Source organism: Micromonospora sp. NPDC020750 (genome assembly GCF_044334565.1).
Taxonomy (GTDB): domain Bacteria; phylum Actinomycetota; class Actinomycetes; order Mycobacteriales; family Micromonosporaceae; genus Micromonospora.
In genome coordinates, this window is the sequence record NZ_JBIRTH010000011.1 from 173,924 (window position 1) to 189,939 (window position 16,016).

Consider the following 16,016-nt stretch of genomic DNA (forward strand, 5'->3'; position numbering starts at 1 on the left):
GGGTCAACACAAGGGGTGCGCGGTCCATGGCTGACGAGGCGAAGCTTCTCGACTACCTCAAGCGGGTCACCGCCGACCTGCACCAGGTGCGGCAACGCCTGCGCGAGGTGGAGGCCGGCGAGCAGGAACCGGTCGCCATCGTCTCCATGAGCTGCCGCTTCCCCGGCGGCGTGCGGACGCCGGAGGACCTGTGGGAGGTCGTCGCGTCCGGCCGGGACGTGATCACCGACTTCCCGTCCGACCGGGGCTGGGACCTCGGCTCACTGTACGACGCCGACCCCGGGCGGGTCGGCACCTCGTACACCCGGCAGGGCGGCTTCGTGCCCGAGCTGGCCGACTTCGACCCGGGCTTCTTCGCCATCTCCCCCCGGGAGGCCCTGGCGATGGACCCGCAGCAGCGGTGGCTGCTGGAGGCATCCTGGGAGGTCCTGGAGCGGGCCGGCATCGACCCGCACTCGCTGCGCGGCAGCCGCACCGGGGTCTTCGCCGGCAGCACCGGCCAGGACTACGGCGGCGTGCTGATGGGCGCCGCGCAGGGCCTGGAAGGCCACCTGATGACCGGCAACGCCGGCAGCGTCGTCTCCGGCCGGATCTCCTACACCTTCGGGCTGGAGGGCCCGGCGGTCACCATCGACACCGCCTGCTCGTCGTCCCTGGTCGCGCTGCACCTCGCCGGTCAGGCGTTGCGCCAGCGGGAGTGCACCCTGGCCATCGTCGCCGGGGTCACCGCCATGTGCACGCCGGCGGCCTTCGTCGAGTTCTCCCGACAGGGCGGCCTCGCCGAGGACGGCCGGTGCAAGGCGTTCGCCGCCGCCGCCGACGGCACCTCCTGGTCCGAGGGCGTCGGCGTGCTGCTGCTGGAGCGGCTGTCGGACGCCCAGCGCAACGGCCACCCGATTCTCGCCGTGGTGCGGGGCAGCGCCGTCAACCAGGACGGCGCGTCCAACGGCCTGAGCGCCCCCAACGGGCCGTCCCAGCAGCGGGTGATCCAGCAGGCCCTGGCCAACGCCGGCCTCGCCGCCGGCGGCGTGGACGTGGTCGAGGCGCACGGCACCGGCACCCGGCTCGGCGACCCGATCGAGGCGCAGGCACTACTGGCCACGTACGGGCAGGACCGGGGCGACTCGGGCCCGCTGCTGCTCGGCTCGGTGAAGTCGAACCTCGGGCACACCCAGGCCGCCGCCGGCGTCGCCGGGGTGATCAAGATGGTGCTGGCGATGCGGCACGGCATCGTCCCGCCCACCCTGCACGTGGACGCCCCGACCCCCGAGGTGGACTGGGACGCCGGCGCCGTCGAGCTGGTCACCGAGGTCACGCCGTGGCCGGCGGTGGACCGGCCGCGCCGTTCCGCGGTGTCGTCGTTCGGGGTGTCCGGCACCAACGCGCACATCATCGTCGAGCAGGCCCCCGCCGTCGAGGCCGCGCCGGCCGCCGCCGCGCCGACCGTCGAACGGCCGGTCGTGCCGGTGCCGGTGTCGGCCCGGGACGCCGCCGCGCTCGCCGCGCAGGCCGGCCGGTGGGCCGCCTGGCTGGACGCCGACCCCGACCTGAGCCCGCTCGACGTGGCCTTCTCGTCGGTCACCTCGCGATCCGCCCTGGACAGCCGCGCCGTGGTGCCGGCGACCGGCCGCGACGACCTGATCGCCGGGCTGCGGGCGCTGGCGGCGGGGGATCCGTCGGGCACGGTGGTCGCGGGTCAGGCGGCCGACCGGGGGACGCTCGCGGTGCTGTTCTCCGGCCAGGGCGCGCAACGCGCCGGCATGGGACGGGAGTTGTACGGGTACTTCCCAGGGTTCGCCACCGTGCTGGACGAGGTGTGCGCCGGGCTGGACCCGCTGTTGCCGCAGCCGCTGAAGCCGGTGCTGTTCGCCGAGGTGGGCACCGCCGAGGCGGGCCTGCTGGACCGGACCGTGTTCACCCAGGCCGGCCTGTTCGCCGTCGAGGTGGCCCTGTTCCGGCTGATCGAGTCGTTCGGGATCGCGCCGGACCTGGTCGGCGGCCACTCGATCGGTGAGATCACCGCCGCCCACGTGGCCGGCGTGCTGTCCCTGGCGGACGCGTGTGCCCTGGTGGCGGCGCGGGGCCGGCTGATGCAGGCGCTGCCGGCCGGCGGCGGGATGCTGGCCGTGGCCGCGCCGGAGGCGGACGTGGCGGCCAGCCTGGACGGACTGACCGACCGGGTCGGCATCGCGGCCGTGAACGGCCCGTCGGCCGTCGTGGTGTCCGGCGCGGTCGACGCCCTCGACGAGTTGGAGCAGGCGTGGCGGGACCGGGGTGCCCGGACCCGCCGGTTGACCGTCAGCCACGCGTTCCACAGCCCGCTGATGGAGCCGATGCTCGCCGAGTTCCGGGCCGTCCTGGGCACCCTGAGCTTCGCCGCGCCGACGCTGCCGGTGGTGTCGAACCTGACCGGCGCGCTCGCCGACGCCGAGGAGATCCGCACCCCCGAGTACTGGGTGCGGCACGTCCGCGAGGCCGTCCGGTTCGCCGACGGGGTCACCGCCCTGCGGGCGGCCGGCGCGGGCACGTTCCTGGAGGTCGGCCCGCAGAGCGTGCTGACCGCCATGGCCGCCGACGTGCTGCCCGGCGACGACGGCGTGCTGGCCGTCGCCGCCCAGCGCCGGGACCGGCCCGAGACCCACGCCCTGCTCGCCGCGCTGGCCGAGCTGCACGTGCACGGCGTCCCCGTCACCTGGCAGCCGTGGTTCGCCGAGACCGGCGCGCGGCGGGTCGACCTGCCGACGTACGCGTTCCAGCACCAGCGGTACTGGCCCGAGGCCGGGGCCGGGTGGACCGGCGACATCACCGCCGTCGGCCTGCGCCCCGCCCAGCACCCCCTGCTCGGCGCCGCCGTCGGCGTCGCGCACGCCGAGGGCTTCCTGTTCACCGGGCGGCTGGCCCGGCGCACCCACCCATGGATCTCCGATCACGTCGTCTTCGACACCGTGCTGCTGCCCGGCACCGGCTTCGTCGAGCTGGCCCTCCAGGCCGGCGCGCACGTCGGCGCCGACCACGTCCGCGAGCTGACCCTGGAGTCGCCGCTGATCCTGCCGGAGACCGGCGGCGTCGACATCCAGCTCTGGATCGGCCCGGCCGACGAGACCGGCTGCCGGACCGTCTCCCTGCACTCCGCCGCGGACGGCGAGCCCGCCGAGGGCACCGGCGAGCGACCCTGGACCCGCAACGCCAGCGGCGTGCTGGCCGGCGGACCGGCGACCCCGGGCGGCCTGCAGGGCTGGTCCGACCTGACCGCCTGGCCGCCCCCCGGCGCCACCGAGGTCGGCACCGACGACCTGTACCTGAACCTCGCCGCCCAGGGCTACGACTACGGCCCGTCCTTCATCGCGCTGCGCTCCGCTTGGCGGCGCGGCGACGACCTGTTCGCCGAGCTGGCCCTGCCCGAGGCCCCGGCCGCCGAGGCCGGCGGGTACGGCCTGCACCCGGCCCTGCTCGACGCGGCCCTGCACACGCTCGGCCTCACCACCCCCGCCGGCGAGCCGTCCGGCGCGGACATGCCCCCCGGGTACGGCCGGCTGCCGTTCTCCTGGAACGACGTCGCCCTGCACGCGGCCGGCGCGGCGGCGGCCCGGGTCCGCGTCTCGCACACCGGCACCGACAGCGTCTCCCTGCTGCTCGCCGACGTCACCGGCGCCCCGATCATCTCCGTCGGCTCCCTCGTGCTGCGGCCCGTCTCCGCCGACCAGCTCCGGGTCGCCGGGGGTGGCGGCACCGAGTCGCTGTTCCGGATCGAGTGGGCCCCGCTCGCCCTGCCCGCCGGCCCGTCCACCGCCGGCTGGGCGGTCGTCGGCGACGCCGCCGGGCTCGCCGACGCCGTCGCCGCCACCGGTACGGCCGTCGCGGCGCACCCCGACCTGACCGCCCTGGCCGCCGCGCTCGACGAGGGCGCGGACGCGCCCGGCGTGCTGGTCGTGCCGTTCCTCGACCCGCCCGCGTCGACCGACGTGCCCCGGGCCGTCGCCGAGGTGACCCACCGGGCCCTCGCCGTGCTCCAGCGGTTCCTCGCCGACGACCGGTACGCCGACTCCCGGCTGGTCGTGCTCACCCGGGGCGCCGTCGCCACCGACGCCGACGCCGACCTGACCGACCTGGCCGGCCCCGCCGTCATCGGCCTGCTCCGCTCCGCCCAGTCGGAGAACCCCGACCGGTTCGTGCTGGTCGACGTCGACGACGCGACCGGCTCGGCCGCCGCCCTGGTCTCGGCCGTGGGCACCGACGAGCCGCAGGTCGTGATCCGTTCCGGCGTGGCCGCCGGGGCCCGGCTCACCCGCGTTCCGGCCCTCGCGGAGCCGCCCGCCGCCCCGTTCGACGGCGACGGGACCGTGCTGATCACCGGCGCCACCGGCACCCTCGGCCAGCTCATGAGCCGGCACCTGGTGACCGTGCACGGCGTCCGGCACCTGATCCTCACCAGCCGGCGCGGTCTGGCCGCCGAAGGCGTCGCCGAGCTCCGCGCCGAGCTGGCGGCGCTGGGCGCGACCGTCACCGTCGCCGCCTGCGACGTCGCCGACCGGGACGCGGTCGCGGCGCTGCTCGCCGGCATCCCGGCGGAGCACCCGCTCACCGCCGTCATCCACGCCGCCGGGGTACGCGACGACGGCGTCATCTCCTCGCTCACCCCCGAGCGGATGGACGGCGTGCTGCGGCCCAAGGTCGACGCTGCCTGGAACCTGCACGAGCTGACCGCCGACCTCGACCTGAAGGCATTCGTCTCGTACTCGTCCCTCGCGGCCACCGCCGGCGGCCCCGGCCAGGGCAACTACGCCGCCGCCAACGCGTTCCTCGACGGGCTGGCCCACCACCGCAAGGCGCACGGTCTCGCCGCCCTCACCCTCGCCTGGGGCCTGTGGGCCGACCGCAGCGGCATGACCACCGAGCTGGACGACGTCCACCTCAACCGGATCTCCCGCTCCGGCGTCGCCGCCATGGAGGCCGAGGAGGGCCTGGCCCTCTTCGACGCCGCCTGCCGCACCCCCGACGCCGCGCTCGTCCCGGCCCGCCTCGACCTCGCCGCGATGAAGGCGCAGTTCGCGGGCGGAGCCATTCCGCCGCTGTACCGGGCGCTGATCCGCACCCCCGCCCGCGCCGCCGCCGCGAGCACCGGCGCGTCCCTGGTCCAGCAGCTCGCCGCCCTCGGCGACGCCGACCGGGTCGCCGCGCTCGTCGAGATCGTCCGGGGCCAGGCCGCCGCCGTGCTCGGCTACCCCGACCCGGCCGCGATCGAGCCGCGCCGGGCGTTCAGCGAGTTCGGCTTCGACTCGCTCACCGCCGTGGAGATGCGCAACCGGCTCAACAACGCGTTCGGCATGCGGCTGCCGGCCACCCTCGTCTTCGACTACCCGAGCCCGCACGACCTGGCCGTCCACCTCGGTACGGAGATCGCCGGCACCCCCGTGCCGGTCCGGCCCACGACCGCGACCGTGGCCGTCGGCGACGACGAGCCCCTCGCCATCATCGGCATGGCCTGCCGGCTGCCCGGCGGGGTGTGGTCGCCCGACGACCTGTGGCGGCTCGTCGCCGACGGCGTCGACGCGATCACCGACCTGCCCACCGACCGGGGCTGGGACCTCGACACCCTCTACAGCCCCGACCCGGACGCCAGCGGCACCTTCTACGCCCGGGGCGGCGGCTTCCTGGGTGGCGTCGACCGGTTCGACCCCGGCTTCTTCGGCATCAGCCCCCGCGAGGCGCTGGCCATGGACCCGCAGCAGCGGCTGCTGCTGGAGACCACCTGGGAGTCCTTCGAGTCCGCCGGGATCGACCCGGCCACCGTGCGGGGTAGCAGCACCGGCGTGTTCGTCGGCACCAGTGGCCAGGACTACGGTTCGCTGCTGGCGTACTCGCCGGAGGCCGCCGAGGGCTACATGTTGACCGGAATGACCAGCAGCGTCATCTCCGGCCGGGTGGCGTACACGTTCGGGCTGGAGGGGCCGGCCGTCTCCCTCGACACCGCCTGCTCGTCGTCCCTGGTCGCCCTGCACTGGGCCGGCCAGGCGCTGCGCCGCGGCGAGTGCGACATGGCCCTCGCCGGTGGCGTGATGGTGATGGCCACCCCGACGGCGTTCGTCGAGTTCTCCCGGCAGCGCGGCCTCGCCACCGACGGCCGGTGCAAGTCGTTCGCCGCGTCGGCGGACGGGACCGGCTGGTCCGAGGGCGTCGGCATGCTCCTCGTGCAGCGGCTCTCCGACGCCCGCCGCCAGGGCCGTCAGGTCCTCGCCGTCGTCCGCTCCTCCGCCGTCAACTCCGACGGCGCGTCGAACGGGCTCACCGCCCCGAACGGCCCCTCGCAGCAGCGGGTGATCCGGCAGGCCCTCGCCACCGCCGGGCTCACCACCGCCGACGTGGACGTGGTCGAGGCGCACGGCACCGGCACGACGCTCGGCGACCCGATCGAGGCGCAGGCGCTGCTGGCCACGTACGGGCAGGACCGGCCCGCCGACCGGCCGCTGCTGCTCGGCTCGATCAAGTCCAACATCGGCCACGCCCAGGCCGCCGCCGGCGTCGCCGGGGTGATCAAGGTCGTGCAGGCCATCCGGCACGGGATGGTGCCCGCCACCCTGCACGTCGACGAGCCGTCCCCGCACATCGACTGGGCGGCGGGCGCCGTCTCGCTGGTCACCGAGGCCACCCCGTGGCCGGCCGTGGACCGGCCGCGCCGGGCGGCGGTGTCGTCGTTCGGCATCTCCGGCACCAACGCGCACGTGATCATCGAGCAGGCCGACGACGAGCCGGCCGCCGCCCCCGCCATGGCCCCGGGGCTGGTCGCCTCGGGCGTGACGGTGTGGCCGGTGTCGGCCCGGTCCAGGGCCGCCCTCGCCGGTCAGGCCGCCCGGTTGGCGTCGTACGTGCGGGAGCGTGACGGTCTCGACCCGGCGGCGGTGGGCTGGTCCCTGGCGGCGAGCCGGTCGACGTTCGACCAGCGGGCCGCCGTGGTCGGGTCGAGCGCCGACGAGCTGCTGGCTGGCCTGGACGCACTTGCGGCGGGTGCGCCGGCCGGCAATGCGGTCACGGGTTCGGCTTCCGGTCCCGGCGCGGGTCCGGTGTTCGTGTTCCCGGGTCAGGGTGCGCAGTCGGCGCGGATGGCGGCGGGTCTGGTCGGCCAAACGCCGGTGTTCGACGCGCGGCTGGCGGAGTGCCAGCGTGCCCTGGCCCCGTACCTCGATGTGGATCTCGTCTCGGTCCTGACCGGTGGGGACGAGTCGTGGTTGGACCGGGTCGAGGTGGTGCAGCCGGTGCTGTGGGCCGTCGGCGTCGCCCTGGCTGCGGTGTGGCGGCAGGCGGGCGTCACCCCGCAGGCGGTGATCGGTCACTCGCAGGGTGAGATCGGTGCGGCGTGTGTGGCGGGGATCCTGTCCCTGGACGACGCGGCGAGGACCGTCGCCCTGCGTTCGCGGGCCCTCGCCGTGCTGCGCGGCACCGGGGCGATGGCGTCGGTGGATCTGTCCGCCGACGCGGTGACCGAACGGCTGGGCGCGTTCCCCGGTGTGGGTGTCGCGGCGGTGAACGGTCCGGGCACGGTGGTCGTGTCGGGTCCGCCGCAGCCGGTGGCGGATCTGGTGCAGGCGTGTACCGACGAGGGGCTGCGGGCCCGGTTGATTCCGGTGGACTACGCGTCGCATTCGGCGTCGGTGCAGGAGGTCGCCGAGCAGTTGCGGGCGGATTTGGCCGATGTGTCCCCGCAGGCCGGTCACACCCGGCTGGTGTCGACGTTGACCGGGGACTGGGTGGATCCGGCGTCGATGACGGCGGACTACTGGTATGACAACCTGCGGCGGACGGTGCAGTTCGACGCCGCCGTGCGGGTGGCGATCGCGGCGGGGCACTCCACGTTCGTGGAGATCAGCCCGCACCCCGTGTTGACCATGCCGGTGACGGCGATCCTCGACGACACCGGAACCACCGGGCACACCCTGGGCAGCCTGCGCCGGGGCGACGACGACGCGACCCGGTTGCTGACGAACCTGGCGACCGGGCACGCCATCGGCCTGCCCGTCGACCTGACGAACGTGCTCGCGGAGACCGACGTGGTGCCGCTGCCCACCTACGCCTTCGAGCACCAGCGGTTCTGGGTGGACCCGCCCGTGCACCGGGCCCAGGACGTCGCCTCCGCCGGCCTCCAGGACGCCGGGCACCCGCTGCTCAGCGCCACCCTCACCTTCCCCGACAGCGAGCGGATGGTGTTCACCGGGCGGCTGTCGGTGCGTACCCACCCGTGGCTCGGCGAGCACCGGGTGATGAACAACATCCTGCTGCCCGGCACCGCGTTCGTGGAGCTGGCGACGTACGCCGGCGAGCAGGCCGGCTGCCCGACGGTGGAGGAGCTGACCCTGCTCGCCCCGCTGGTCCTGCCCGAACTGGGCTCCCTGCAGGTGCAGCTCTCGGTCGGCGAGCGCGACGACGACGGCCGGCGCGGCGTGCAGCTCTACTCCCGGCCCTACCGGGACGGCTCGGACGAGATCCTCGCCGACGTGGCCTGGACCTGCCACGCCACCGGCCTGCTCGCCCCGCAGCCGGCCGATGCGCCCGCCTTCGACCTGGGGGTGTGGCCGCCGCCCGGCGCGACCCGCGTCGAGGCCGACGACTTCTACTCCGGCATCGAGGCGACCGTCTTCGGGTACGGCCCGGCGTTCCGCGGCCTGCGCGCCGCCTGGACCCGCGGCGACGAGGTCTTCGCCGAGGTGGAACTGCCCGCCGACCACCATGCCGAGGCCGGCCGGTTCGGCGTGCACCCGGCGCTGCTCGACGGCGCGTTGCAGGCCATGTCCATCGGCGGCTTCCTCGGCCGGATGGGTGACGGCGCCGACGCCACCGCGCCCCGGCTGCCGTTCGCCTGGACCGGGGTCTCCCTGCTCGCCGCCGGGGCCACCGCCCTGCGGGTACGCGTCGCCGCGGCCGGCGAGGTCGGGGTGGCCTTCCAGGTGGCCGACGCCACCGGCGCGCCGGTGCTGCACGTCGACTCGCTGATCATGCGGCGGGTCTCCGGCGACTCCCTCGGCGCGGCCCGCTCCGGCCGGCACGAGTCGCTGTTCCAGGTGGACTGGCCGGCGCTGCCGGTGCCCACCGGACCGGTCCCGGCGGCCACCCGCTGGGTGGTGCTCGGCGGCGACGACCTCGCCCTCAGCGCCGCCTGCGAGTCGGCGGGCGCGCGGGTGCGCGCTGACATCGACCTGGACTCCCTCGGCGACCTGCTCGCCGGGGGTGAGCCCGCGCCGGAGGCGGTCGTCGTTCCGGTCGGCGGCCCCGCCGACGACGACGCGGACCCGGCCCTCGCCGCGCAGGCGCGGGCCACGACGCACCGTACCCTCGCGGCGTTGCGGACCTGGCTCGCCGACGACCGGTTCGCCGGGTCCAGGCTCGTGCTGGTCACCCGCGACGCGGTCGCGGCGGGGGAGCAGCCGGCGGTCAACCTGCGCCAGGCCCCCGTGTGGGGCCTGCTGCGCACCGCCCAGCTCGAACACCCCGACCGGTTGCAGCTCGTCGACCTCGACGACGAGCCGGACAGCCGGGCCGCCCTGGCCGCCGCGATCGCCTCCGGTGAGCCGCAGCTCGCCGTACGGGCCGGACAGGTCCGCACCCCGCGCCTCGGGCGGGTCCCGGCCGGGACGGAGCCGCTGCCCGGCGGCATCGACCCCGACGGCACCGTGCTGATCACCGGCGGCACCGGCGTGCTCGGCCGGATCCTGGCCCGGCACCTCGCCACCACCCACGGCGTGCGGCACCTGCTGCTCGCCGGCCGGCGCGGCGCGGCGGCCGAGGGGATCGCCGACCTGGTCGCCGAACTCGCCGACCACGGTACGGAGGTGACCGTCGCCGCCTGCGACGCCGCCGACCCGGACGCCCTGGCGGCGCTGCTCGCCGGGGTGCCCGCCGCGCACCCGCTGACCGCCGTGGTGCACGCCGCCGGCGTCCTCGACGACGGCGTGCTGGAGTCGATGACCCCCGACCGCGTCGACGCGGTGGCCGTGCCGAAGATCGACGCGGCCTGGCACCTGCACCGGCTCACCGAAGGGCTGGGCCTCGCGGCGTTCGTGCTGTTCTCCTCGGCGGCGGCCACCCTGGGCAGCGCCGGCCAGTCCAACTACGCGGCGGCGAACGCGTTCCTCGACGCCCTCGCCGCGCACCGGCGGGCCCGGGGGCTCGCCGGCATCTCCCTCGCGTGGGGCCTGTGGGAGCAGGCCAGCGGCATGACCGGCCACCTCGCCGACGCCGACGTGCGGCGCATCACCGAGCAGGGCGCCGCCGGCCTGGCCACCGCGCAGGCGCTGGACCTGTTCGACGCCGCCTGGCGGCTGGACGCGGCGGCGGTCGTACCGATGCGGCTGGACGTCGGGACGCTGCGGGGTCAGGCGGAGTCCGGCGCCCTCGCGCCGATGCTCCGCGCCCTGGTCCGGGTGCCGCTGCGCCGCTCCGTCGACGCCACCGGCGCCCGTGCCGGCGGGGTGTCGCTCGGCCAGCGGCTCGCCGGACTGGCCGGCCCGGAGCGGCTGAAGGTGGTGCTCGACGTGGTCCGGGCCAACATCGCCGCCGTCCTCGGCCACGCCGGCGCCGACGCGGTCGACCCCGGCCGGCTCTTCACCGACCTGGGCTTCGACTCGCTCACCGCCGTGGACCTGCGCAACCGGCTCAACGCCCTGTCCGGGCTGCGGCTGCCGGCGACGCTGGTCTTCGACTACCCGACGCCGACCGCGCTGGCCGAGAAGCTGACCAGCGAGATCGCCGCCGACTCCGCGCCCTCCACCCAGCCCATCTTCCAGGGCATCGACACCGTGGAGAGCCTGCTCAACTCCATCCCGCTCGACCCGGTGGCCCGGGACCGGTTCACCGCCCGGATGCAGGACCTGCTCGCCAAGGCGTCCGACCTGGCCGTCGGGCCCGCCGCCGAGGACCGGCCCGACCTCGACTCGGCCAGCGACGACGAGATCTTCGACTTCATCAGCAAAGAGTTTGGAATCTCCTGAGATGACCGACTTCCGGATCGAGGCAGGTGTGACCCGATGAGCGACGACAAGCTGCGGTACTTCCTCAAGCGGGTCACCGCCGACCTGCACGACACCAGGCGCAAGCTGCAGACCGTCGAGGCGCGCGACCAGGAGCCCCTGGCCATCGTCTCGATGAGCTGCCGCTTCCCCGGTGGCGTCCGGACGCCGGAGGACCTGTGGGACCTCGTCGCCGACGGCCGGGACGCCCTCACCGAGTTCCCGGGCGACCGGGGCTGGGACCTGGAGTCGCTCTACGACCCCGACCCGAACAAGCCGGGCAAGAGCTACACCCGGGTCGGCGGGTTCCTCGACGGTGCCGGTGACTTCGACCCGACCCTGTTCGGCATCTCGCCGCGCGAGGCCCTTGCCATGGACCCGCAGCAGCGGCTGCTGCTGGAGACGTCCTGGGAGGCCGTCGAGCGGGCCGGCATCGACCCGTTGTCGCTGCGCGGCAGTTCCACCGGCGTCTTCGTCGGGCTGAGCACCTCCAACTACGGCATCGGGCTGCCGAACGTGCCCGAGGGCGTCGACATGTACCTCGGCACCGGCAACACCACCAGCGTGGCGTCCGGCCGGATCTCGTTCACCCTCGGCCTCAACGGCCCGGCCGTCACGGTGGACACCGCCTGCTCGTCGTCGCTGGTCGCCCTGCACCTCGCCGTGAACGCGCTGCGCCGCGGCGAGTGTGACCTCGCCATCGCCGGCGGCGTCACCGTGATGGCCACCCCCGGCGTCTTCGTCGTCTTCTCCCGGCAGCGCGGCATGTCCGTCGACGGCCGGTGCAAGGCGTTCGCGGCGGGCGCCGACGGCACCGGCTGGGGCGAGGGCGGCGGGGTGCTCGTCGTGGAGCGGCTCGCCGACGCCGAGCGCAACGGCCACCCGGTGCTCGCCGTGATCCGGGGCAGCGCCCTCAACCAGGACGGCGCGTCCAACGGGCTCACCGCCCCGAACGGACCCTCGCAGCAGCGGGTCATCCGGCAGGCCCTGGCCAACGCCCGGCTCGGCACCGCCGACGTTGACATGGTGGAGGCACACGGCACCGGCACCACCCTCGGCGACCCGATCGAGGCCCAGGCGCTCATCGCCACGTACGGGCAGGACCGCCCCGCCGACCGGCCGCTGTGGCTCGGCTCGGTGAAGTCGAACATCGGCCACACCCAGAGCGCCGCCGGCGTCGCCGGGCTGGTCAAGATGGTGATGGCGCTGCGCAACGGCGTCATGCCGGAGACCCTGCACGTCGACGAGCCGTCCCAGCACGTGGACTGGACTGCCGGGGCGGTGTCGCTGCTCACCGAGTCGAAGCCGTGGCCGGAGCTGGACCGCCCCCGTCGCGGCGGCGTCTCCTCGTTCGGGGTGAGCGGCACCAACGCGCACGTGATCCTGGAGGAGTACCGGCCCCGCGTCGCCGGCCCGGACACCGTCGACGGGGAGGCGGCCGTCGAGGCAACCGCCGTCGAGCCCGCGTACCGGCCCGGCCTGATCGGCTCCGACGTGACGATCTGGCCGGTGTCGGCCCGGTCGAAGGCAGCCCTCGCCGGCCAGGCCGCCCGGCTCGCGCGGCACGTGCGCGACCACGGCGACCTCGCCCCGGCGGCGGTCGGCTGGGCCCTGGCCACCACCCGGTCCACGTTCGACCACCGCGCCGCAGTGGTCGGCGCGGACGCCGAGGAGCTGCTGGCCGGGCTGGACGCACTGGCCGCCGGCGAGCCGGCCGGCAACCTCGTCACCGGCACGGTCACCGGCACCGGCGCCGGCCCCGTGTTCGTCTTCCCCGGCCAGGGCGCCCAGTCGGCGCGGATGGCCGCCGGCCTCGTCGGCCGGGCCCCCGTGTTCGACGCGCGGCTCGCCGAGTGCCAGCGGGCCCTCGCCCCCTACCTGGACGTGGATCTCGTCGCGGTCCTCACCGGCGAGGACGAGTCGTGGTTGGACCGGGTCGAGGTCGTGCAGCCGGTGCTGTGGGCCGTCGGCATCGCCCTCGCCGCCGTCTGGCGCGCGGCCGGCGTCGTCCCGGACGCCGTGGTCGGCCACTCGCAGGGTGAGATCGGCGCGGCGTGTGTCGCCGGGATCCTGTCCCTGGACGACGCGGCGAGGACGGTTGCCCTGCGTTCGCGTGCCCTGGCCGTGTTGCGGGGTACGGGGGCGATGGCGTCGGTGGACCTGTCCGCCGACGCGGTGACCGCCCGCCTCGCGCAGTTCCCGGGTGTCGGGGTCGCGGCCGTGAACGGCCCGGCCACGGTGGTCGTCTCCGGTCCGCCGCAGCCGGTGGCGGACCTCGTCCAGGCGTGTACCGACGAGGGGCTGCGGGCCCGGTTGATTCCGGTGGACTACGCGTCGCACTCGGCGTCGGTGCAGGAGGTCGCCGAGCAGCTCCGCACGGATTTGGCCGACGTGACCCCGCAGGCCGGTCACACCCGCCTCGTGTCCACGTTGACCGGGGACTGGGTGGATCCGGCGTCGATGACGGCGGACTACTGGTATGACAACCTGCGGCGGACGGTGCAGTTCGACGCCGCCGTGCGGGTGGCGATCGCGGCGGGGCACTCCACGTTCGTGGAGATCAGCCCGCACCCCGTGTTGACCATGCCGGTGACGGCGATCCTCGACGACACCGGCACCACCGGGCACACCCTGGGCAGCCTGCGCCGGGGCGACGACGACGCGACCCGGTTGCTGACGAACCTGGCCACCGCGCACGCCATCGGCCTGCCCGTCGACCTCACGAACGTGCTCCCCGGTACCGACGCGGCACCGCTGCCCACGTACGCCTTCGACTACCAGCGGTTCTGGCTGGACGGCAGCGGCGGCCCCGACCTGGAGAGCCTGCTCCAGGCGGCGGCCGACCCGAGCGACGCCAGTTTCTGGGCCGCCGTGGAACGCGGCGACCTCACCGCCCTCGCCGAGACCATCGCCACCGAGGACACCCCGGTGGACCGGGCATTCGACGCGTTGCTCCCGGCCCTGCCGCTGCTCACCTCGTGGCGTCGGCAGCGACGCAGGCAGTCCGACATCGACAGCTGGCGCTACCAGGACACCTGGAAGCCGCTGCCCGGCGTCGCCAACCGGGGCATGACCGGCACCTGGGTCGTCGTCATGCCGACCGGCGACATCGTCGAGCCCTGGCAGGACGCCTGCGTCGAGGCGCTCACCGGGGCCGGCGCGACCCTCGTCCCGGTGCCCGTCTCCACCCCCGACGTCGACCGCGACCTGCTCGGCAAGCTGCTGCGGGAGGCGCTCGACGCCGCGCCGGGCGGCGACGGCGAGGCCGTCGAGGTGGCCGGCGTGGTCTCGCTGCTCGCCTTCGACGAACTGGTCCACCCGCTGTACCCGTCCGTGCCGGGCGGCTTCGCCGCCACCGTCGCGCTGTTCCAGGCCCTCGGCGACATCGGCCTGCGTGCCCCGATGTGGAGCATCACCTCCGGCGCCGCGTCCGTCGGCCGAGCCGACCTGCTGCGCTCCCCGGTGCAGTCGCTGGTCTGGGGCTTCGGCCGGGTCGCCGCGCTGGAGCACCCGCAGCGCTGGGGTGGCCTCGTGGACCTTCCCGAGGCCGTCGACGAGCGCTCCGCCGGCCTGCTGGTCGCGGCCCTCACCACCGCCGGGGAGGAGGACCAGATCGCGGTACGCCCCGGCAGCGTCCTCGCCCGCCGGCTCACCCGGGTCCCGCTCGGCGACAGCCAGCCCGCGAACCCGTGGCAGCCGTTCGGCACGGCGCTGGTCACCGGCGGCACCGGCGCGCTCGGCGGGCACGCCGCCCGCTGGCTGGCCCGCAGCGGCGTGGAGAACATCCTCGTCGTCAGCCGGCGGGGCATGGCCGCGCCGGGCGCGCAGCAGCTCGTCGACGACCTCACCGAGCTGGGCGCCCAGGCCGCCGTGGTCGAGTGCGACGCCTCCGACCGGGACGCGCTGGCCGACCTGATCGACGCGATCCCCGCCGAGTACCCGCTCACCACGGTCGTGCACGCCTCCGCCGTGCTGGACGACGCGATGATCAACGACATCCGGCCGGAGCAGATCGAGCGGGTGCTCCAGGCCAAGGTCGACGTCGCGTACAACCTGCACGAGCTGACCCTCGACCTGGACCTGTCCGCGTTCATCATGTTCTCGTCCTTCGCGGGCAGCGTGGCCAGCTCCGGCGTCGGCAACTACGCCCCGAGCAACGCGTTCCTCGACGCGCTCGCCCAGCACCGGCGCGGCCTCGGCCTGCCCGCCACCTCCATCGCCTGGGGCGCCTGGGCCGGCGGCGGCATGGCAGACGGGCCGCTCGGCGAGCTGCTGCACCGGCACGGCGTACCCGAGATGACCCCCGAGGCGGCCATCGCCGCGCTGCACCAGGCCGTGGACCACAGCGAGGGGTTCCTCACCATCGCCGACATCGCCTGGGAGCGGTTCGCAGTCGCGTTCACCGCCACCCGGCCGGGTCCGCTGATCGGCGACCTGCCGGACGTCCGCCGGCTCGCCACGGCCGAGACGGTCGCCGGCGTGGAGGCCGGTGACGGCCCGGAGACGTTGCAGGACCGGCTCGCCGGGCTGCCCGCCGCCGAGCGGCTCGCCGTGCTGCTCGGCCTGGTGCGCAGCCAGGTCGCCGCCGTGCTCAACTACGCGTCCGCCGAGTCGGTGGACGAGCACCGGGCGTTCCGGGAGCTGGGCTTCGACTCCGTCACCGCCGTCGAGCTGCGCAACCGCCTCGGCTCGGCCACCGGGGTGGCCCTGCCGGTCACCCTGGTTTTCGACTACCCGACCCCGACGACGCTGGCGGAGTACCTGTTCGCCGAGGTCGCCCACGACGACGTGGTCACCCCGACGGCCCTCCTCGACGACCTCGACCGGATCGCCGACAGCCTCGACGTGGTGGCGCGCGACGAGGCGGCGCGGGTGCGGGCCACCGTACGGCTCCAGGCGATGCTCACCCGGCTCGGCCAGGCCAGCGGCGGCGACAACATCGGCCGGCACCTCGACGACGCCACCGACGACGAACTGTTCGCGATGGTGGACAAGGACCTCGGCATTTCCTGACCTCGCTCC

At 75.3% G+C, this 16,016-nt stretch carries 2 protein-coding genes; both read left to right on the forward strand.

Annotated features, from left to right (window positions below; translation table 11 throughout):
• The first annotated feature begins 26 nt into the window (after positions 1-26).
• On the forward strand, positions 27-10,976 hold the full coding sequence (locus ACH4T9_RS28075) for an SDR family NAD(P)-dependent oxidoreductase (RefSeq protein WP_396674133.1): 10,950 nt from the start codon (positions 27-29) through the stop codon (positions 10,974-10,976).
• A gap of 51 nt (positions 10,977-11,027) precedes the next feature.
• The gene (locus ACH4T9_RS28080) at positions 11,028-16,007 is read left to right on the forward strand and encodes a type I polyketide synthase (protein ID WP_396674166.1); all 4,980 of its coding nucleotides are present in this window, start codon (positions 11,028-11,030) and stop codon (positions 16,005-16,007) included.
• The last annotated feature ends 9 nt before the right edge of the window (positions 16,008-16,016 follow it).